Origin of the sequence: Pseudomonas sp. IT-93MI4 (assembly GCF_949767635.1) — a bacterium.
Taxonomy (GTDB): Bacteria; Pseudomonadota; Gammaproteobacteria; order Pseudomonadales; family Pseudomonadaceae; genus Aquipseudomonas; species Aquipseudomonas putida_A.
Genome location: NZ_CATKPP010000033.1, coordinates 410,972 through 431,239, shown reverse-complemented (window position 1 = coordinate 431,239; position 20,268 = coordinate 410,972). Strand labels below are relative to the sequence as shown.

Below are 20,268 nucleotides of genomic sequence, written 5' to 3'. Positions count from 1 at the left end.
CCGCTACGTGCGGGCGCCATGCTTTGGCAGCTGACCCAGATGTTGTGGGTCGGCGGCTTCTGGTTGATACATCTCGGTTTGCGACCGGTGTTGGGCAAGATTGGCCTGGCACCGTTGCTGATCGATGAAGTTGCCGATGCATTCGAAGTGCCGGTGGCGGGTTTTGCCGCGGCATGCGTGATTTTTCAGGCTTTGGTGCTGGTACAGGCCGATGGCCTTGCCAGTCTATGGCGGGATTTTCGCGGGCAGGTGTTGCTGATGGCGTTGTATGCGTGTGCGATGTTTATTGCAGTGCGTGTCGGCTGGCCGCAAGCGCAGCGCTGGCAGGAGTTCAGTTTTCTGCTGTTGGGCTTCTCCGGTGTGGTGTTGGTGTTGCAACCGCTGCCGGGATGGAGTGGCAGGGTGCGCGAAGCACACCCTTGACCCTTGTCATCACTTGAAGCGATGAACGTTCGACAGCTGCTTGTTGACGCTGAAGTTCTTGCGATAAACCAGTGCCATCTTGCCGATGACCTGAACCAGGTCAGCCTTGCCGACCTTGCACAACTCTGCAATGTGCGCCAGGCGCGACTCGCGATCGAGGATGTTGAGCTTGATCTTGATCAGCTCGTGATCCGCCAGTGCGCGTTCGAGTTCGGCTAATACACCTTCAGTCAGACCGTTGTCCGCCACCGTCAAAACCGGCTTCAGGTGGTGGCCAATGGATTTGTACTGTTTCTTCTGCTCTGGAGTGAGCGGCATAATCTGACCCTTTCGTCTGGATTCTGTAAAATGGCGGCCATTTTACCCGAGGGTTCGTGGATCCGCCCAATTAATCACGACCCTAATCATCGAGGTGCCCAATGGCGCGTTCCAAGACAAGCCTTGGTTGGCTGAAACGACATGTCAACGATCCTTATGTGAAGCAGGCGCAGAAGGATGGCTACCGTTCGCGTGCAAGTTACAAGCTTCTGGAGATCCAGGAGAAATACAAGCTGATCCGTTCCGGCATGAGCGTTGTCGACCTGGGCGCAGCGCCCGGCGGCTGGTCGCAGGTCACCAGCCGGCTGATTGGCGGTCAGGGCCGTCTGATTGCGTCGGACATTCTGGAAATGGACAGCATCCCGGACGTGACTTTCATCCAGGGTGACTTCACCGAGGACGAAGTGCTCGCGCGAATCCTTGAGGCCGTGGGTAATTCGCAGGTGGACCTTGTGATTTCCGATATGGCCCCCAATATGAGTGGTACGCCTGAAGTGGATATGCCGAAAGCCATGTTCCTTTGCGAACTGGCGCTTGATCTGGCGGAACGGATACTCAAGCCGGGTGGCAATTTCGTGATCAAGATCTTTCAGGGTGAAGGTTTCGATGTTTACCTGAAGGATGCTCGCAAGAAATTCGACAAGATCCAGATGATCAAGCCGGATTCTTCTCGAGGCAGCTCCCGCGAGCAATATATGCTGGCTTGGGGTTACCGCGGTGGTAACGAGTAAAACGAGGTTTTTTGCCGGGGCGATAGGTTTTTCGTATTTTGCCCCGCGTGCATAAGCGAATATTGTGTAGAAAGTGTTTCACAAAGGGTTACAGACGGCGCCTGCCAGAGTTGTAGGTAATGTAGTAAGTTAGGCCGGTGAATATCATGCGAAGCGCGCGCCAGTAGCGGAGCTTGCTTCAGAGGGTAGTTAATTGAACGATATGGCAAAGAATCTGATCCTGTGGTTGATCATCGCGGCAGTCCTCGTGACGGTGATGAACAACTTCTCCAGCCCTAACGAGCCGCAGACCCTCAACTATTCCGACTTCATCCAGCAGGTCAAGGATGGCAAGGTCGAGCGCGTAGCCGTTGACGGCTATGTGATTACCGGCAAGCGCAACGATGGCGACAGCTTCAAGACCATTCGTCCGGCGATCCAGGACAATGGCCTGATCGGCGACCTGGTCGACAACCACGTTGTGGTTGAGGGCAAGCAGCCTGAACAGCAAAGCATCTGGACTCAACTCCTGGTGGCGAGCTTCCCGATCCTGGTGATCATCGCGGTGTTCATGTTCTTCATGCGCCAGATGCAGGGCGGTGCTGGCGGCAAGGGCGGACCGATGAGCTTCGGCAAGAGCAAGGCACGCCTGCTTTCCGAAGACCAGGTGAAAACCACCTTGGCTGACGTTGCAGGTTGCGACGAAGCCAAGGAAGAGGTCGGCGAACTGGTTGAGTTCCTGCGTGATCCCGGCAAGTTTCAGCGCCTGGGTGGTCGTATTCCTCGCGGCGTATTGATGGTCGGCCCTCCGGGGACCGGTAAAACCTTGCTGGCCAAGGCGATTGCCGGCGAAGCGAAGGTTCCGTTCTTCACTATTTCCGGTTCCGACTTCGTTGAAATGTTCGTGGGTGTTGGCGCAAGCCGCGTTCGCGACATGTTCGAGCAGGCCAAGAAGCATGCGCCGTGCATCATCTTCATCGACGAAATCGACGCCGTCGGTCGCCACCGTGGCGCCGGCATGGGTGGCGGTCACGACGAGCGTGAGCAGACTCTCAACCAGTTGCTGGTAGAGATGGATGGCTTTGAAATGAATGACGGCATCATCGTGATCGCCGCTACCAACCGTCCTGACGTACTCGACCCTGCGCTGCTGCGTCCGGGCCGTTTCGACCGTCAGGTCGTTGTAGGTTTGCCGGATATCCGTGGTCGCGAGCAGATCCTCAAGGTTCACATGCGCAAAGTGCCAATGGGTGACGACGTTGCCCCGGCCGTTATCGCACGTGGTACCCCGGGCTTCTCTGGTGCCGATCTGGCCAACCTGGTCAACGAAGCGTCGCTGTTCGCTGCACGCAGCGGCAAGCGCATCGTCGAAATGAAAGAGTTCGAACTGGCCAAAGACAAGATCATGATGGGCGCCGAGCGCAAATCGATGGTCATGTCCGAGAAAGAGAAGCAGAACACCGCTTATCACGAAGCGGGTCACGCTATTGTCGGTCGCGTCGTACCTGAGCATGATCCGGTCTACAAGGTTTCGATCATTCCACGTGGTCGTGCGCTGGGTGTGACCATGTTCCTGCCGGAAGAAGATCGCTACAGCCTGTCCAAACGTGCGTTGATCAGTCAGATCTGCTCGCTGTACGGTGGCCGTATCGCCGAAGAAATGACCCTTGGTTTCGACGGTGTGACCACCGGCGCTTCCAACGACATCATGCGTGCCAGTCAGATTGCGCGGAACATGGTGACCAAGTGGGGTCTGTCGGAAAAGCTCGGTCCGCTGATGTACGCCGAAGAAGAGGGTGAAGTGTTCCTCGGTCGCGGTGGTGGCGGTCAGAATGCAAGTTTCTCCGGTGAGACTGCCAAGCTGATCGACTCCGAAGTGCGCAGCATCATTGACCAGTGCTACGGCACGGCCAAGCAGATCCTCACGGACAACCGTGACAAGCTGGATGCCATGGCTGATGCGCTGATGAAGTACGAAACCATCGATGCCGAGCAGATCGACGACATCATGGCGGGTCGTACGCCTCGCGAACCGCGTGACTGGACCGGTGGCACGGGTACGCCCCCGCCTCCAGTGATTCAGGATGAGCGCCCGGAAACACCGATCGGCGGTCCGGCTGCTGACGTTTAAGGTTTGAAATGACTTCTGTACAGTCCCTGACCCGGTTGCCTTGCGGCAATCGGGTTCTTGATTTGGCCCAGACGCATGTCATGGGTATTCTCAATGTCACTCCCGATTCCTTTTCCGACGGTGGCCGGTACAACCAGCTCGACGTGGCTTTGCGTCACGCCGAAGCCATGGTGGCTGCTGGTGCGACGCTGATCGATGTCGGCGGCGAATCGACCCGGCCTGGCGCTCGAGCGGTTTCGCCGTTGGAGGAGTTGGAACGCGTAGCTCCGATCGTGGAGTTGATCAATCGCGAGCTGGATGTGGTCATCTCGGTCGATACTTCGACGCCAGCGGTGATGCGTGAAACGGCGCGCCTGGGTGCCGGGTTGATCAATGATGTGCGCTCGCTGCGCCGCGATGGCGCGCTGGATGCCGCAGCCGCGACCGGGTTGCCGGTCTGCCTGATGCACATGCTCGGCGAGCCGGGCGACATGCAGGACAATCCGCACTATCAGGACGTTACCCGGGAAGTGGGTGAGTTTCTGGCAGAGCGCATGACTCAATGCGCGGCGGCGGGTATTCCTGCCGAACGGATCATTCTTGATCCCGGTTTCGGTTTCGCGAAAACCCTGCAGCACAATCTAAGCTTGTTCAAGCATATGGAAGCCCTGCATGCGCTGGGGCGTCCGCTATTGGTCGGTGTCTCACGCAAAAGCATGATCGGCCACGCATTGAACCGCCCCGTGGGTGAGCGTCTTTATGGTGGTCTGGCTCTCGCGGCACTGGCATCGATTAACGGAGCGCGTATATTGCGCGTCCATGATGTGGCGGAAACGGTAGACGTGGTGCGCATGCTCGCGGCCGTGGAATCAGCCGAATAAGAATGATGGAGCACTTATGAGCAAGAAATACTTTGGTACTGACGGTATTCGTGGTCGTGTCGGTGAATATCCGATCACTCCGGACTTCATGCTCAAGCTCGGCTGGGCGGCAGGTATGGCCTTTCGCAAGATGGGCGCCTGCAAGGTGCTGGTCGGCAAGGACACGCGCATCTCTGGCTACATGTTCGAATCGGCACTTGAAGCAGGCCTGACCTCGGCTGGTGCGGACGTGATGCTGCTCGGTCCGATGCCGACGCCGGCGATTGCCTATCTGTCGCGCACGTTTCAGGCTGAAGCCGGGATCGTGATCAGTGCTTCGCACAATCCGCATGACGATAACGGCATCAAGTTTTTCTCCGGCAAGGGCACAAAGCTGCCTGATGAGCTGGAGCTGATGATCGAAGAGCTGCTCGATACCCCAATGACTGTGGTTGAGTCGAGCAAGATCGGCAAGGTGTCGCGCATCAATGACGCCTCCGGCCGCTACATCGAATTCTGCAAAAGCAGTGTGCCGACCGGTACCAGTTTTTCCGGTTTGAAGATCGTGATCGATTGTGCGCACGGTGCGACCTACAAGGTTGCTCCGAGTGTGTTCCGTGAGCTGGGTGCTGAAGTGGTCGTGCTGTCGGCGCAGCCCAACGGTCTGAACATCAATGACAATTGCGGCTCGACCCATATGGGTCAGCTGCAGGCCGCGGTTCTGGCCGAGCACGCTGATCTGGGCATCGCCTTTGATGGTGACGGTGATCGGGTGTTGATGGTTGATCACACTGGCGCCATCGTTGATGGTGATGAGTTGCTGTTCATCATTGCGCGCGATCTGCACGGGCGGGGCAAATTGCAGGGCGGCGTAGTCGGTACGCTGATGAGCAACCTGGGTCTTGAACTCGCGCTGGCAGAGCTCTCGATACCATTCATTCGTGCCAATGTCGGTGACCGTTATGTGATCGCCGAACTGCTGGAGCGCGACTGGCTGGTAGGCGGTGAAAACTCGGGGCATATCGTCTGCTTCAATCACACCACCACCGGTGATGCGATCATTGCTGCGCTCCAGGTGCTGATGGCACTGAAGGCCCGCAATGAAGGTCTTGCGCAAACGCGTCAGGCCTTGCGCAAGTGTCCTCAGGTGCTGATCAATGTGCGTTTTGGTGGCGGTGAAAGTCCGCTTGAGCATCCGGCGGTCAAGGAAGCCAGTGCGCGTGTCACCCAGGCAATGGCGGGGCGTGGCCGGGTACTTCTGCGCAAGTCTGGTACAGAGCCTTTGGTGCGCGTGATGGTCGAAGGTGAGGATGAAACTCAGGTTCGCAGCTACGCCGAAGAACTGGCAAAACTGGTAAGTGAAGTTTCTGCCTGATTCGGCTTGCCAGCCATGATTGTGTTGGGTAACATCTGCGCCCACTTTGACCGACGAGGTACAGCATGCGTCGCCCTATGGTAGCTGGTAACTGGAAGATGCACGGTACCCGCGCCAGCGTCGCTGAGCTGATCAACGGCCTTCGTCATCTGGCCTTGCCAAGCGGTGTTGATGTCGCGGTATTCCCGCCTTGCTTGCATATCAATCAAGTGATTGATGGCTTGAAAGGCAAATCGATTTCGGTCGGTGCGCAGAATTCTGCGGTGGAATCCATGCAAGGTGCATTGACCGGTGAAATTGCACCGAGTCAGTTGGTGGATGCAGGTTGTTCCCTGGTGCTTGTCGGGCACTCCGAACGCCGCCAGATAATGGGCGAGCGAGACGGGATGCTGAATCGCAAGTTCGCAGCGGCACAGGCATGTGGCTTGATTCCGGTGTTGTGTGTAGGGGAAACCCTCGAGCAGCGCGAAGCCGGAAAAACTCTTGAAGTTGTCGGGCGTCAGCTGGGCAGCATCATCGAGGAGCTGGGTGTTGGTGCCTTTGCCAAGGCAGTCATTGCTTACGAGCCTGTCTGGGCCATTGGTACCGGACTGACTGCAACGCCGCAACAGGCTCAGGATGTGCATAAAGCCATTCGCGAGCAGTTGGCGGCAGAGAATTCTGAAGTCGCACGAGGTGTGCGGCTTCTATACGGCGGCAGCGTGAAGGCGGCCAATGCGGTCGAACTGTTCGGCATGCCGGATATCGATGGGGGGCTCATTGGTGGAGCTTCCCTGAATGCAGATGAGTTCGGTGCGATTTGTCGCGCCGCGGGAAACTGAAAAAATGCTGGAAACAGTCGTAGTCGTTTTTCATCTGCTGGGTGCATTGGGCGTAGTTGCTCTGGTTTTGCTGCAGCAGGGTAAGGGTGCGGACGCTGGCGCGTCTTTCGGAGCAGGTGCTTCAAATACTGTGTTCGGAAGCCAAGGTTCCTCTACCTTTCTTAGTAAGTTTACTGCTATACTTGCCGCCGGTTTCTTCATAACCAGCTTGGGGTTAGGTTACTTTGCTAAAGAGAAGGCTCATCAGCTGACTCAAGCAGGTTTGCCAGATCCAGCAGTGTTGGAAGTACCTAAGCAACAACAACCGGCTTCTGATGATGTCCCGGTGCTTCAAGAGCCAAAGTCGGCTACTCCAGCGACTGACGTACCTCCAGCTCAAGAGCAGAAGTAAGAAGGGTTTCAAACGTAGTTTTGCCGAGGTGGTGGAATTGGTAGACACGCAACCTTGAGGTGGTTGTGCCCATAGGGTGTAGGGGTTCGAGTCCCCTTCTCGGTACCAATTAGTCAGGAGAGCCCGCTGTTGCGGGCTTTCTTGCAGGTGGAAGGTTACATTGACCCTATAAGGGATCGGTCGTATACTTCCGCCCCAGCTTTGTCGCGGGGTGGAGCAGTCTGGTAGCTCGTCGGGCTCATAACCCGAAGGTCGTCGGTTCAAATCCGGCCCCCGCAACCAGTTTAAGGAGCCCCTTTTCAGGGGCTTTTTGTTAGCTGGACACTTTCTACGCCGATGTTCGACGGCGTTTCAAGGATGGGCGTTTCGCCCATTTTTTTATTTTGCAGCGCATGCATTTACATGCACGAGGGGGTTCAGGTGTCGAGCAAGCTAGAAGAGTTGCAGGCCTTGTTGGCCCCGGTGGTCGTGGCCCTAGGCTATGAATGCTGGGGTATCGAGTTTTCGGCTCAAGGTCGTCACTCGATGTTGCGCGTTTATATCGATAAAGAGGGTGGCGTGCTGGTGGACGATTGCGCCATTGTCAGCCGTCAGATCAGCGGTGTCCTGGATGTTGAAGATCCGATCTCCGTTGAATACACCCTCGAAGTTTCCTCGCCTGGCATGGAACGCCCACTGTTCACTCTTGAGCAGTTTGCAAAATTTGCCGGTGAACAAGTGAAGATCAAGCTGCGCTCGCCTTTTGAAGGTCGACGCAACTTTCAGGGCCTTCTGCGCGGTGTAGAAGAACAGGATGTCGTGGTGCAGGTAGATGACCATGAATTCCTGTTGCCGATCGATATGATCGACAAGGCCAACATTATTCCCAGTTTTGACTGAGACGCGGATCCCGCGGATCCAATGGCTTGCGAAAGGCGAGGCGTACGATGAGCAAAGAAGTACTGCTGGTTGTTGAGTCGGTATCCAATGAAAAGGGCGTACCGGCAAGCGTGATTTTTGAAGCGCTGGAGCTGGCTCTGGCCACTGCTACCAAAAAGCGTTTTGAAGACGAAGTTGACCTGCGTGTGGAAATTAATCGCCACACCGGTTCCTACGAGACTTTCCGTCGCTGGACAGTCGTCGAAGAGAATGATCTCGACGATCCTGCGATCGAAACCTGGCCAAGCAAGGTTGCCGAAACGCATCCGGGCGCCAAGGTCGGCGACGTCGTCGAAGAAAAGATCGAATCCATCGAGTTCGGCCGCATTGCAGCACAGACCGCCAAACAGGTCATCGTGCAGAAAGTGCGTGAAGCCGAGCGCGCTCAAGTGGTCGACGCCTATCGCGAGCGCCTGGGAGAAATCATCTCCGGCACCGTGAAGAAAGTCACCCGCGACAATGTGATCGTCGATCTGGGTAACAACGCCGAAGCGTTGCTGGCCCGTGAAGACATCATTTCTCGCGAAACCTTCCGTGTCGGTGTGCGTCTGCGTGCACTGCTTAAGGAAATCCGCACCGAGAACCGCGGCCCGCAGCTGATCCTGTCGCGTACCGCGCCGGAAATGCTGATCGAGCTGTTCCGTATCGAAGTGCCGGAAATCGCTGAAGGCCTGATCGAAGTCATGGCGGCGTCCCGTGATCCGGGTTCGCGTGCCAAGATCGCTGTCCGTTCCAAGGACAAACGCATCGACCCGCAGGGCGCGTGCATCGGTATGCGCGGTTCGCGCGTCCAGGCCGTGTCGGGCGAGTTGGGTGGCGAGCGTGTCGATATCGTCCTGTGGGACGATAACCCGGCGCAGTTCGTGATCAATGCCATGTCGCCGGCAGAAGTGGCGGCCATTATCGTTGACGAAGATGCCCATGCAATGGACATCGCCGTTGGCGCAGACAATCTGGCTCAGGCCATCGGTCGAGGTGGTCAGAACGTGCGTCTGGCGAGCCAGTTGACTGGCTGGACCCTGAACGTGATGACCGAATCGGACATCCAGGCTAAACAGCAAGCAGAAACCGGCGACATCCTGCGCAACTTCATCGACGAGCTGGAAGTCGACGAAGAACTGGCTCAGGTGCTGGTAGATGAAGGCTTCACCAGCCTGGAAGAGATTGCCTACGTACCGTTGGAAGAAATGCTCAACATCGACGGCTTTGACGAAGATATCGTCAACGAGCTTCGCGCTCGTGCCAAGGATCGTTTGTTGACCAAAGCCATCGCTACTGAGGAAAAGCTGGCAGACGCCCATCCGGCCGAAGACCTGCTCTCGCTTGAGGGTATGGACAAGGATTTGGCGATGGAACTGGCGGTGCGCGGCGTAATTACCCGCGAAGACCTGGCCGAGCAGTCTATTGACGACCTGCTCGACATCGACGGCATTGACGATGATCGTGCCGGCAAGTTGATCATGGCCGCCCGAGCCCACTGGTTCGAGTAATTAGGCGCGGCCTGAGGAGAGAAGTGCATGACGCAAGTCACGGTGAAACAACTGGCCGATGAGGTCAAAACACCGGTAGAGCGCCTGTTGCAGCAGATGCGTGAGGCAGGTCTGCCGCACACCGCCGCCGAAGAAAATGTGACTGACAGTGAGAAGCAATCCCTGCTGACTCACTTGAAGAGCAGCCACAAGGCGAAAGTGGAAGAACCACGCAAGATCACGCTGCAGCGTAAAACCACCAGCACCCTGCGTGTGGCTGGTAGCAAGAGCATCAGCGTTGAAGTTCGCAAGAAGAAAGTTTTCGTACAGCGTAGCCCGGAAGAAATCGAAGCCGAGCGCAAGCGTGAACTGGAAGAGCGTCGCGCAGTAGAAAATGCTGCTCGTCAGAAGGCTGAAGAAGAAGCCAAGCAGCGCGCTGAAGAAGAAGCGCGTCGCCAGCCTGCTGCTGCGCCGTCCGCTCCTGCCGAAGCTGTTGCAGCACCTGCGCCAGTCGCTGAACCAGTGCGCGACGCCGCGCCGGTTGCTGCTGCGCCGGCTGCCGACACTCGCAAGCGTGACGAACAGCGCCGTCCGGACAAGCCACGTGCCGACGATAACAATCGTCGCGGCGGTGGTGGCGATGGCGAGCGCAAAAACGCTCCGCATCGCGCATCGGTCAAAGAAAAAGCGCCGGCTCCACGTGTGGCGCCACGCACTACCGACGAAGAAAGCGATGGCTTCCGTCGTGGTGGTCGCGGCAAGGCCAAGCTGAAAAAACGCAACGCTCACGGTTTCCAGAACCCTACCGGTCCTGTCGTGCGTGAAGTGAAGATCGGCGAGACCATCACTGTTGGCGATCTCGCTCAGCAGATGTCGGTCAAGGCTGCTGAAATCATCAAGTTCATGTTCAAACTGGGCACTCCAGCGACCATCAACCAGGTACTCGATCAGGAAACTGCTCAACTGGTAGCTGAAGAGCTGGGCCACAAAGTGACCCTGGTCAGCGACACCGCCCTGGAAGATTCCCTGGCCGAGTCCCTGAAGTTTGAAGGTGAGGCAGTTTCCCGTGCGCCAGTCGTGACCGTAATGGGCCACGTTGACCACGGTAAGACTTCCCTGCTCGACTACATCCGTCGTGCCAAGGTAGCAGCGGGCGAAGCCGGCGGCATTACCCAGCACATCGGTGCGTACCACGTTGAAACCGACCGCGGCATGGTGACGTTCCTCGATACCCCTGGTCACGCTGCGTTTACCGCAATGCGTGCCCGTGGTGCCAAGGCGACCGACATCGTGATCCTGGTGGTTGCGGCGGACGACGGCGTGATGCCGCAAACCATCGAGGCTGTTCAGCACGCTCAGGCGGCTGGCGTTCCTCTGGTGGTTGCGGTGAACAAGATCGATAAGCCGGGTGCCGACCTCGATCGCATCCGCAGCGAACTGTCGGTTCACGGCGTGACCTCCGAAGACTGGGGCGGCGACACTCCATTCGTACCGGTCTCGGCGAAAATGGGTACCGGCGTTGACGAGCTGCTCGAAGCGGTTCTGCTGCAGGCCGAAGTACTCGAACTGACCGCCACTCCATCGGCTCCTGGCCGTGGTGTAGTCGTCGAATCGCGTCTGGACAAGGGCCGTGGCCCGGTAGCCACTGTTCTGGTTCAGGACGGTACGCTGCGTCAAGGCGACATGGTGCTGGTCGGCTCGAACTATGGCCGCGTGCGCGCCATGCTCGACGAGAACGGCAAGCCGATCAAGGAAGCAGGTCCGGCCATTCCGGTCGAGATCCTGGGTCTTGACGGTACGCCGGACGCTGGCGACGAGATGAGCGTGGTTGCCGACGAGAAGAAAGCCCGTGAAGTGGCTCTGTTCCGTCAAGGCAAGTTCCGCGAAGTCAAACTGGCTCGCGCTCACGCCGGCAAGCTGGAAAACATCTTCGAAAACATGGGCCAGGAAGAGAAGAAGACGCTCAACATCGTCCTCAAATCCGACGTCCGTGGTTCGCTGGAAGCTTTGCAGGGCGCTCTGAACGGCCTGGGCAACGACGAAGTGCAAGTGCGCGTAGTCGGTGGCGGTGTCGGTGGTATCACCGAATCCGACGCCAACCTGGCACTGGCTTCCAACGCTGTACTGTTCGGCTTCAACGTGCGTGCCGATGCTGGCGCACGGAAGATCGTCGAGCAGGAAGGTCTGGACATGCGTTACTACAACGTGATCTACGACATCATCGAAGACGTCAAGAAAGCCCTGACCGGCATGCTCGGCAGCGATGTTCGCGAGAACATCCTGGGTGTGGCCGAAGTGCGTGATGTGTTCCGTTCGCCGAAGTTTGGCGCGATCGCCGGTTGCATGGTGATCGAAGGTGTTGTGCACCGTAACCGTCCGATCCGTGTACTGCGTGAAGACATCGTTATCTTCGAAGGCGAGCTGGAATCCCTGCGCCGCTTCAAGGATGACGCTTCCGAAGTACGTGCCGGCATGGAATGCGGTATCGGCGTGAAGAGCTACAACGACGTCAAAGTCGGTGACAAGATCGAAGTCTTCGAGAAGGTTCAGGTTGCTCGCAGCCTCTGACTCGCGCACTTCAAGGGCCACGCCGAGCCGCCGCATGCAGATGCGCGCCACGGCGTCAGGACTCTAAACGCAACGCCCGGTCTGGCTTTTGTCAGGCCGGGCGTTTGCCGCTTTCAGACCTTGCGGGTTTCACCGTGGGGCAGTAACAGGTAACAAAATCATGGCAAAAGAATACAGCCGTACCCAACGTATCGGCGATCAGATGCAGCGTGAGCTGGCCCAGCTGATCCGTCGTGAAGTCAAAGATCCGCGCGTCGGCCTGGTCACCATTACCGCTGTGGAAGTCAGCCGTGACGTCGGTCACGCGAAGATCTTCATCACCGTGATGGGGCAGGACAACGCTGAAGACATCGCGCAAAGCATCAAGGTGCTCAACGCTGCCGCAGGTTTCCTGCGCATGCAGCTGGCCCGTGAAATGAAGCTGCGCAGCGTGCCGCAATTGCACTTCCACTACGACGAAAGCGTCGTGCGTGGCGCGCATCTGTCGGCCCTGATCGAGCGCGCCGTGGCTGAGGACAATCAGCACGTGGTCGCTGCACCTGAAGACACCAAGGAGTAATTCGGTGGCTCAGGTCAAACGTATCCGTCGTAACGTCAGCGGTATCATCCTGCTCGACAAGCCTCTGGGGTTCACCTCCAACGCCGCGTTGCAGAAGGTTCGCTGGTTGCTCAACGCCGAGAAGGCCGGTCACACCGGCAGTCTCGACCCGCTGGCCACCGGTGTCTTGCCGCTGTGCTTTGGTGAGGCAACGAAGTTCTCGCAATACCTGCTCGATTCCGACAAGGGTTACGAAACCCTGGCGCAACTGGGCAAGACCACTACCACGGCGGACGCCGAGGGTGAGGTTTTGCAGGAGCGCCCGGTGACCGTTGGTCGCGCCGATGTCGAAGCGGTTCTGCCGAAATTTCGTGGGCAAATCAGTCAGATACCGCCGATGTACTCGGCACTCAAGCGTGACGGTCAGCCGCTGTACAAGCTGGCCCGTGCAGGCGAAGTAGTGGAGCGCGAACCGCGTTCTGTTACTATTGCGCGCTTGGAATTGCTGGCCTTCGAAGGCGATACTGCGCGTCTTGCGGTGGATTGCAGCAAGGGCACCTATATCCGCACCCTGGTGGAGGATATCGGTGAGCAACTCGGTTGTGGTGCGTACGTCGCGGAACTGCGTCGTACCCAGGCCGGGCCTTTCACCCTGGCGCAGACCGTGACCCTCGAAGAGCTGGAAGCGGTACATGCCGAAGGCGGCAACGAAGCGGTCGACCGCTTCCTGATGCCATCGGACAGCGGCCTGCAGGATTGGCCGCTGCTGCACTTCTCCGAAGCGAGTGCGTTCTACTGGCTCAACGGCCAGCCGGTACGTGCCCCGGATGCTCCGAAGTTCGGCATGGTACGGGTACAGGATCACAATGGTCGCTTCATCGGTATCGGTGAAGTGAGCGAAGACGGGCGCATCGCGCCGCGTCGACTGATTCGGTCAGAATGACCGAACGAGTGTGGCTGTTAACAGGCACGGTCACTACTCATTTATAGATACAGGGATTTGTCCCTGGCCTGTTGAAACTGTTTTTGAAACAGTTTCCTGATAAAAGGATTGCCTCATGGCTCTCGACGTTCAAGAAAAAGCTCAAATCGTTGCCGACTACCAGCAAGCTGTTGGTGATACTGGTTCGCCAGAAGTGCAAGTTGCACTGCTGACCGCCAACATCAACAAACTGCAAGGTCACTTCAAGGCCAACGGTAAAGACCACCACTCCCGTCGTGGTCTGATCCGCATGGTAAACCAGCGTCGCAAGCTGCTGGATTACCTGAAAGGCAAAGATCTGAGCCGTTACAGCGCTCTGATCGGCCGCCTGGGTCTGCGTCGCTAATCAGCGATTGCGCTATGAGGTTGGTTGTCTGTCAGGCATCAGCGGTTTTCCGTTGGTGGCTGGCAGGCTCCCAGCCTCAAGTTTTATCTGCACTACCGTTTTACCCGGACAGTCAGCGGGCCGATTCCCGACATTGCCCAAGAATTTCGCAAGAAACCAGTTCCCCCAAGAGCCACAAAGAAGGTAGGACACCGTGAACCCGGTAATCAAAAAATTCCAGTTCGGTCAGTCGACCGTTACCCTCGAGACTGGCCGTATCGCCCGTCAGGCCTCCGGCGCAGTATTGGTCACCGTTGACGACGACGTCAGCGTATTGGTGACCGTAGTCGGTGCCAAGCAAGCCGATCCAGGCAAGGGCTTCTTCCCTCTGTCCGTTCACTACCAGGAAAAGACTTACGCTGCCGGTAAGATCCCTGGCGGTTTCTTCAAGCGTGAAGGCCGTCCTTCCGAGAAAGAAACCCTGACTTCCCGACTGATCGACCGTCCGATCCGTCCGCTGTTCCCGGAAGGCTTCATGAACGAAGTGCAGGTTGTCTGCACCGTCGTTTCCACCAGCAAGAAGACCGATCCGGACATCGCTGCGATGATCGGTACCTCGGCTGCCCTGGCCATCTCGGGCATTCCGTTCGACGGCCCGATCGGCGCCGCTCGCGTCGCTTTCCACGAAAGCACCGGCTACCTGCTGAACCCGACCTACGAGCAGCAAGCTGCTTCGAGCCTGGACATGGTCGTTGCCGGCACCTCCGACGCCGTACTGATGGTTGAATCGGAAGCCAAAGAGCTGACCGAAGACCAGATGCTGGGCGCGGTACTGTTTGCTCACGACGAGTTCCAGGTGGTGATCAACGCCGTCAAAGAACTGGCCGCTGAAGCTGCCAAGCCAACCTGGACCTGGGCTCCTGCTCCAGAAGCCACCGAACTGCTGGGCGCGATCCGTGCCGAGTTCGGCGAAGCGATCTCCCAGGCTTACACCATCACCGTCAAGGCTGACCGCTACGCACGTCTGGGCGAGCTGAAAGACCAGGTCGTTGCCAAGCTGTCCGGCGAAGAAGGCCAGCCTTCTGCTGCTGACGTCAAAGCCGCTTTCGGCGAAATCGAATACCGCACCGTTCGCGAAAACATCGTTAACGGCAAGCCACGTATCGACGGCCGCGACACCCGCACCGTACGTCCGCTGAACATCGAAGTCGGCGTTCTGCCGAAGACTCACGGTTCGGCGCTGTTCACCCGTGGCGAAACCCAGGCTCTGGTAGTCGCGACGCTGGGTACCGCCCGTGATGCACAGCTGCTGGACACCCTGGAAGGCGAGAAAAAAGACCCGTTCATGCTGCACTACAACTTCCCTCCGTTCTCGGTGGGCGAGTGTGGTCGCATGGGTGGCGCTGGTCGTCGTGAAATCGGTCACGGTCGTCTGGCCCGTCGTTCGGTTTCGGCCATGCTGCCAGCCGCTGACGTGTTCCCGTACACCATCCGTGTGGTTTCGGAAATCACCGAATCCAACGGTTCGAGCTCGATGGCTTCCGTTTGCGGCGCTTCCCTGGCCCTGATGGACGCTGGTGTGCCAATGAAGGCTCCGGTTGCCGGTATCGCCATGGGTCTGGTTAAAGAAGGCGAGAAGTTCGCCGTCCTGACCGACATCCTGGGTGACGAAGACCACCTGGGCGACATGGACTTCAAAGTAGCCGGTACCGCCAAAGGCGTTACTGCGCTGCAGATGGACATCAAGATCAAGGGCATCACCGAAGAGATCATGGAAATCGCTCTGGGCCAAGCCCTGGAAGCGCGCCTGAACATCCTCGGCCAGATGAACCAGATCATCGGCCAGTCGCGTACCGAACTGTCGGCCAACGCTCCGACCATGATCGCGATGAAGATCGACACCGACAAGATCCGTGACGTTATCGGTAAAGGTGGCGCGACCATCCGTGCGATCTGCGAAGAAACCAAGGCTTCGATCGACATCGAAGACGACGGCTCGATCAAGATCTTTGGCGAAACCAAGGATGCCGCAGAAGCTGCTCGTCAGCGCGTTCTGAGCATCACTGCAGAAGCCGAGATCGGCAAGATCTACGTTGGCAAGGTTGAGCGCATCGTCGACTTCGGCGCATTCGTCAACATCCTGCCGGGCAAGGACGGTCTGGTACACATCTCGATGCTGAGCGACGCTCGCGTAGAGAAAGTCACCGACATCCTGAAAGAAGGCCAGGAAGTGGAAGTGCTGGTACTGGACGTGGACAACCGCGGCCGTATCAAGCTGTCCATCAAAGACGTGGCAGCGGCCAAGGCTTCGGGCGTTTAATCAGCCCACAGCTTTAGCGCAATGAAAATGCCCCGCCGTGAAAACGGCGGGGCATTTTTTTGTCTGCGAAATACCGGGACAGGCTTTGAAGTTGCCGGACTTCAAGACCGGTGCTAGGTTTAGCCCACCGCCCGTGTAGCTCAGCCGGTAGAGCAGCGCACTCGTAACGCGAAGGTCGCAGGTTCGATTCCTGTCTCGGGCACCATCCCCTCGCGCAATCCCGCGATTTATGTCTCCCAGGTCAAAGTTTTTGTGCGAGAGATGTAAAGAGCCGTGTAATTCGTCATGCAAACGTCCTATATTCGGTGCCTGCATGAGCATCGCTTAGCAGTTTTCAGATGATCCCGAATGGTTCCGAAGGCCGGACAATCCGCGTCAGAGAGATCCTTGATGATCCAGATCCATCCTCCATTCTTACGATCAGCGAGAACGCCATGACCGAATTAACTCAAGAGCAACGTCACGCACTAGCGCTGGAAAAATACATTCAGGACGTCCCGGACCTGAAAGAAGAGATCAAGGACCTGAGTCCTGATGATCAGAAAGACCAGATCCAGTGGGCATTCGAGGACGAAGCCGAAGCCCAGGGCTTGCAGCCGTGGGAGCTGACGCTCAAGTACACCAGCACCCCTGAAGAGTTTGAGGCCAAGCGCCTGGAGCTGCACAAGGAGGCGGCCGAGGTGTTGGGCGTCGAGTGGGACGAGTACTGCGAGATGAACAATCTGGTGGTCTGAAACAAAAACGCCAGCCTCAACCGGGCTGGCGTTTTTTATTGCGTGACAGCCTCAGAGGCTCAGACGCATCGACAGGTCCACCGCCTTCACATCCTTGGTCATCGCACCGATCGAGATGTAGTCCACCCCGGTCTCAGCGATCGGCAGCAGTGTGCTTTCATTGATACCGCCGCTGGCCTCGAGTTTGGCCTTGCCGCCGTTCAGGCGCACGGCTTCGCGCATGTCATCCAGGCTCAGTTCGTCGAGCATGATGATGTCGGCGCCGGCAGTCAGCGCTTCCTTCAGCTCTTCCAGACTTTCCACTTCGACTTCCACCGGTTTGCCCGGCGCGATCTTGTGCGCGGCGGCGATGGCCTGCGCGATGCCACCGCTGGCGGCGATGTGGTTTTCCTTGATCAGGAACGCGTCGTAAAGGCCGATGCGGTGGTTGTGGCAACCACCGCAGGTCACCGCGTATTTCTGCGCCAGACGCAGGCCCGGCAAGGTCTTGCGGGTATCCAGCAGCTTGACCTGGGTTTGCGCCACGAAGTCCGCCAGGTATTGCGCACGCGTGGCCACGCCGGACAGCAGTTGCAGGAAGTTCAGCGCGCTGCGTTCGCCAGTCAGCAACGAACGGGCCGGGCCCTCCAGATGAAACAACGGCTGGTTGGGTTTGACCCGTTCGCCGTCCCGTACCTGCCAGTGCACCGCGACGCGCGGATCGAGCTGGCGAAACACCGTGTCGACCCACGCCGTGCCGCAGATAACCGCCTCGTCGCGAGTGATGATGGTGGCTTTGGCCAGACGTTCGGCCGGGATCAGTTGTGCGGTGATGTCGCCGCTGCCGACATCTTCGAGCAACGCACGGCGCACGTTGGCTTCGATTTCGGCGGTCAGATCGGCGAGACGTAGATTCGGCATAACGGGCTCCACAAACTAAGTGCGCCGATTATAGGGGCATGGCGAGAGCCAACCCAAGGCGAGAACGCGCGTGCCTGACTGCAGCTGGTCGATTTCCTGTGAGCAAAGCGCGGTTTTTCGTGGTCACTGCAAGGTGCGACGGCATAGGGGAAACCCTGACGGCTATAGCGCCGGGGACAAGTTTTGCAAGATAATCCGCCTTGCATTTGACGTCATAGCTTTGACGTCTCCCGCTCCCACAGGGACCTGTGTTGTAACTGACCAGTGAAATCACCGTTTCAGGAGGCTTGGATGCACAACGACGGGAATGTAGTGCCTTTGCACAAGGCCGCTACCGATCAGGCGAATCATTCGCCGCTCGCCCGCCTGCCTGTGATTCTGCTTCAGGTCCGCGACAAGGCCGCCCAGCAACTGCGCCACGGCTTGCAGGAATTGTTCGATAACGCAGACGACACCCTGTTCGAAATGGCTGACCGGGCGCGTAATGACGTCGAACAGAACATCTTTTTCGAAGCCATGCGCGACCTGCGCCTCAAGCGCAAAAACATCGAACGGGGTTTTCTCGAGCAATTCTTCGAAGCCTTTGTCGCGCTGATTCAATACGAAGTCGTGCAACCCGCGTTGCCCGGCACGCTGATATTCGAGGATTCGGCACCGCGTACCGATGACATGGAACGCAGCGTGGCGGTCGAGACCATGGTCGGTCGTGTGCTCAAGCGCGACGGTTTTGCCCTCGATCAACTGACCGCGCGGCTCAACGCGTTGCTGGGCAAGGATTTCGATAACCAACACAACCCGCTCGGCCCGGCGATGCTCTGCGAGTTCTTTCTGCAGGCCGGACGTAACCTGGGCGTGGAGATCAAGGTCAAGCTGATCCTGCTCAAACTGTTCGAACGCTACGTGCTGGCCGATACCGAGCAGTTGTATGCCGAAGCCAATCAATTGCTGGTCGCCACCGGCGTGTTGCCTGAGTTGAAACCGACCCCCGCACGCCGCGCAATCGAGCGTGCGGCAGCAAGCATCAGCAGCGAAGAGAGTGACGAACCCGCGCCCGCCGACGAAGGCGTGCAGGAAGTCTTCGCCGCGTTGCAGGAACTGCTGCTGCACGTGCGCGGCAGTGTCGCGCCGACCCTGGAGCCGAGTGCGGCGGCGCAACCGATCAGCACCCGCGATCTACTGCGCCTGCTTTCACACTTGCAGCAATACGTCCCGGCACTGGCGGCGCAGGACGATTTCGATCTGCGCAATCAGCTTGAGCAGCTGCTGACGCGGGTCAGCGTGAGGAGCGGCAAATCACGCATTGTCGACGGCGCGGATGAAGACGTGATCAACCTGATCGCCATGGTCTTCGATTGCATCCTCGAAGACCGTAACCTCCCGGATTCGCTCAAGGCGTTGATCGCGCGTTTGCAGATTCCGATGCTCAAGGTGGCAGTACTCGACAAGAGCTTCTTCAGCCGCAGCAGCCACCCGGCGCGGCGCCTGCTCAATGAAATCGCCGATGCCGCCATGGGCTGGGGCGATTGCAATGGCGAGGCGCGTGACAGCCTGTATCTGCGCATCGAACAAGTGGTGCAGCGCCTGTTGAGTGACTTCGTCGACGACCCGGCGATTTTCTCCGAGTTGCTCGCCGATTTCCTGGCCTTCACCAGTGATGAGCGGCGGCGCAGCGAATTGCTCGAACAGCGTTTGCGCGATGCCGAGGAAGGGCGGGCGAAAACCGAACTGGCTCGGCAGCGAGTCGAGCATGTGCTGAACCAGGCGTTGCTGGGTAAAGTCCTGCCGCCGTCGGTGGTGACCTTTGTGCGTGATGCGTGGAGCAAAGTGCTGCTGCTGACCTGCCTCAAACATGGCGACCACTGCGCTGAATGGCAGGCCGATGTGCAGACCATGGAGCAATTGATCTGGAGCGTGCAGCGTCACGACGAAGCGGACGCCGGTCTGCAGTTGCTGGCGCTGGTGCCAGGGTTGCTCAAATCATTGCGTGATGGCCTGAGCAGTTCGGCGTTTGATCCGTTCGCCACCAGCGAATTTTTCAGCGAGCTGGAAGCGCTGCATGTGCGGGTGCTTGAACCGCTCACCGAGCAGCCGCCGGCCGATGCGCCGGCGTTGGTGGAGGTGTCGCAGCACATCACCCTGCGTAGCGCCGACGAGGGCGCGATCGGCGTGAATGCCAGCGGCCTGGCGCATGACGACCCGGGGCTGCGTCAGTTGGTGCAACTGCGCCTGGGCAGTTGGGTGGCGTTCCAGGAAGATGACGAGCACAGCCTGCGCTGCAAGCTCGCAGCGATCATCGAAGCCACCGGCAAATACGTGTTCGTCGACCGCACCGGGATGAAGGTGCTGGAGCGCAGCCGCGTCGAGCTGGCCCTTGAGTTCCGCCGTGGCGCGGTGCGGGCGCTGGATGACACCTTGCTGTTTGATCGGGCGCTGGAATCGGTGCTCGGCAATCTGCGGCGACTCAATCGCGGCAAGTGATCGCGCGCCGGGGGCCGATCACGGCATA

At 58.3% G+C, this 20,268-nt stretch carries 18 protein-coding genes and 3 tRNA genes; 19 read left to right on the top strand and 2 right to left on the bottom strand.

Going from position 1 to position 20,268, the window contains the following annotated elements:
- Nucleotides 1–18: 18 nt before the first annotated feature.
- On the top strand, nucleotides 19–423 hold the full coding sequence (locus tag ACM6I7_RS16530) for a hypothetical protein (protein ID WP_027610778.1): 405 nt from the start codon (nucleotides 19–21) through the stop codon (nucleotides 421–423).
- Between the two features lie 9 nt (nucleotides 424–432).
- On the opposite strand, the gene ACM6I7_RS16525 is transcribed toward ACM6I7_RS16530, so the two are convergent.
- On the bottom strand, nucleotides 433–741 hold the full coding sequence (locus ACM6I7_RS16525) for a YhbY family RNA-binding protein (RefSeq protein WP_003221534.1): 309 nt from the start codon (nucleotides 739–741) through the stop codon (nucleotides 433–435).
- 101 nt (nucleotides 742–842) lie between these two features.
- Here ACM6I7_RS16525 and rlmE point away from each other — a divergent pair, with 101 nt between their 5' ends.
- The 17 genes from rlmE (at nucleotide 843) to ACM6I7_RS16440 (ending at nucleotide 16,862) form a co-directional block, all read left to right on the top strand.
- Complete coding sequence (rlmE, locus tag ACM6I7_RS16520) at nucleotides 843–1,472, top strand: 23S rRNA (uridine(2552)-2'-O)-methyltransferase RlmE (RefSeq protein WP_003221536.1); 630 nt, start codon at nucleotides 843–845, stop codon at nucleotides 1,470–1,472.
- Nucleotides 1,473–1,674: 202 nt separating this feature from the next.
- Nucleotides 1,675–3,582, top strand: coding sequence for an ATP-dependent zinc metalloprotease FtsH (gene ftsH / locus ACM6I7_RS16515; RefSeq protein WP_027610779.1), 1,908 nt, complete (start codon nucleotides 1,675–1,677; stop codon nucleotides 3,580–3,582).
- Nucleotides 3,583–3,590: 8 nt separating this feature from the next.
- The gene (gene folP / locus ACM6I7_RS16510) at nucleotides 3,591–4,442 is read left to right on the top strand and encodes a dihydropteroate synthase (RefSeq protein ID WP_414888886.1); all 852 of its coding nucleotides are present in this window, start codon (nucleotides 3,591–3,593) and stop codon (nucleotides 4,440–4,442) included.
- Between the two features lie 16 nt (nucleotides 4,443–4,458).
- The gene (glmM, locus tag ACM6I7_RS16505; protein ID WP_183784707.1) at nucleotides 4,459–5,796 is read left to right on the top strand and encodes a phosphoglucosamine mutase; all 1,338 of its coding nucleotides are present in this window, start codon (nucleotides 4,459–4,461) and stop codon (nucleotides 5,794–5,796) included.
- Nucleotides 5,797–5,861: 65 nt separating this feature from the next.
- Nucleotides 5,862–6,617, top strand: coding sequence for a triose-phosphate isomerase (gene tpiA / locus ACM6I7_RS16500; RefSeq protein ID WP_008088336.1), 756 nt, complete (start codon nucleotides 5,862–5,864; stop codon nucleotides 6,615–6,617).
- A 4-nt stretch (nucleotides 6,618–6,621) separates the two neighbouring features.
- Complete coding sequence (secG, locus tag ACM6I7_RS16495; RefSeq protein ID WP_414888910.1) at nucleotides 6,622–7,008, top strand: preprotein translocase subunit SecG; 387 nt, start codon at nucleotides 6,622–6,624, stop codon at nucleotides 7,006–7,008.
- A gap of 22 nt (nucleotides 7,009–7,030) precedes the next feature.
- Nucleotides 7,031–7,116, top strand: a tRNA-Leu gene (locus tag ACM6I7_RS16490).
- 97 nt (nucleotides 7,117–7,213) lie between these two features.
- Nucleotides 7,214–7,290: transfer RNA gene (locus ACM6I7_RS16485), tRNA-Met, on the top strand.
- Between the two features lie 138 nt (nucleotides 7,291–7,428).
- Nucleotides 7,429–7,887 (top strand): ribosome maturation factor RimP, encoded by a 459-nt coding sequence (rimP, locus tag ACM6I7_RS16480; protein WP_007915250.1) that lies wholly within the window; start codon nucleotides 7,429–7,431, stop codon nucleotides 7,885–7,887.
- Between the two features lie 47 nt (nucleotides 7,888–7,934).
- The gene (gene nusA / locus ACM6I7_RS16475; protein WP_003221546.1) at nucleotides 7,935–9,416 is read left to right on the top strand and encodes a transcription termination factor NusA; all 1,482 of its coding nucleotides are present in this window, start codon (nucleotides 7,935–7,937) and stop codon (nucleotides 9,414–9,416) included.
- A 27-nt stretch (nucleotides 9,417–9,443) separates the two neighbouring features.
- A complete protein-coding gene (infB, locus tag ACM6I7_RS16470; protein WP_027610783.1) occupies nucleotides 9,444–11,963 on the top strand; it encodes a translation initiation factor IF-2 in 2,520 nt (839 codons plus the stop codon).
- Nucleotides 11,964–12,123: 160 nt separating this feature from the next.
- Nucleotides 12,124–12,522: a 30S ribosome-binding factor RbfA gene (gene rbfA / locus ACM6I7_RS16465; RefSeq protein ID WP_047597925.1), complete on the top strand. Its 399-nt coding sequence runs from the start codon at nucleotides 12,124–12,126 to the stop codon at nucleotides 12,520–12,522.
- A gap of 4 nt (nucleotides 12,523–12,526) precedes the next feature.
- On the top strand, nucleotides 12,527–13,444 hold the full coding sequence (gene truB / locus ACM6I7_RS16460) for a tRNA pseudouridine(55) synthase TruB (RefSeq protein ID WP_024011571.1): 918 nt from the start codon (nucleotides 12,527–12,529) through the stop codon (nucleotides 13,442–13,444).
- A 115-nt stretch (nucleotides 13,445–13,559) separates the two neighbouring features.
- Entirely contained in the window at nucleotides 13,560–13,829 is a 270-nt protein-coding gene (gene rpsO / locus ACM6I7_RS16455) for a 30S ribosomal protein S15 (protein WP_003221553.1), read from the top strand.
- 193 nt (nucleotides 13,830–14,022) lie between these two features.
- Nucleotides 14,023–16,128, top strand: coding sequence for a polyribonucleotide nucleotidyltransferase (gene pnp, locus ACM6I7_RS16450; RefSeq protein WP_007961443.1), 2,106 nt, complete (start codon nucleotides 14,023–14,025; stop codon nucleotides 16,126–16,128).
- 129 nt (nucleotides 16,129–16,257) lie between these two features.
- Nucleotides 16,258–16,333 (top strand) — tRNA-Thr (locus ACM6I7_RS16445).
- Nucleotides 16,334–16,562: 229 nt separating this feature from the next.
- A complete protein-coding gene (locus ACM6I7_RS16440) occupies nucleotides 16,563–16,862 on the top strand; it encodes a DUF6388 family protein (RefSeq protein ID WP_027610784.1) in 300 nt (99 codons plus the stop codon).
- Nucleotides 16,863–16,913: 51 nt separating this feature from the next.
- Here the strand turns inward: ACM6I7_RS16440 and nadC are convergent, their stop codons facing one another.
- The gene (gene nadC, locus ACM6I7_RS16435; protein WP_027610785.1) at nucleotides 16,914–17,762 is read right to left on the bottom strand and encodes a carboxylating nicotinate-nucleotide diphosphorylase; all 849 of its coding nucleotides are present in this window, start codon (nucleotides 17,760–17,762) and stop codon (nucleotides 16,914–16,916) included.
- A 291-nt stretch (nucleotides 17,763–18,053) separates the two neighbouring features.
- Between nadC and ACM6I7_RS16430 the strand changes: the two genes are divergently transcribed.
- The gene (locus ACM6I7_RS16430; RefSeq protein ID WP_414888885.1) at nucleotides 18,054–20,240 is read left to right on the top strand and encodes a DUF1631 domain-containing protein; all 2,187 of its coding nucleotides are present in this window, start codon (nucleotides 18,054–18,056) and stop codon (nucleotides 20,238–20,240) included.
- Nucleotides 20,241–20,268: the final 28 nt, after the last annotated feature.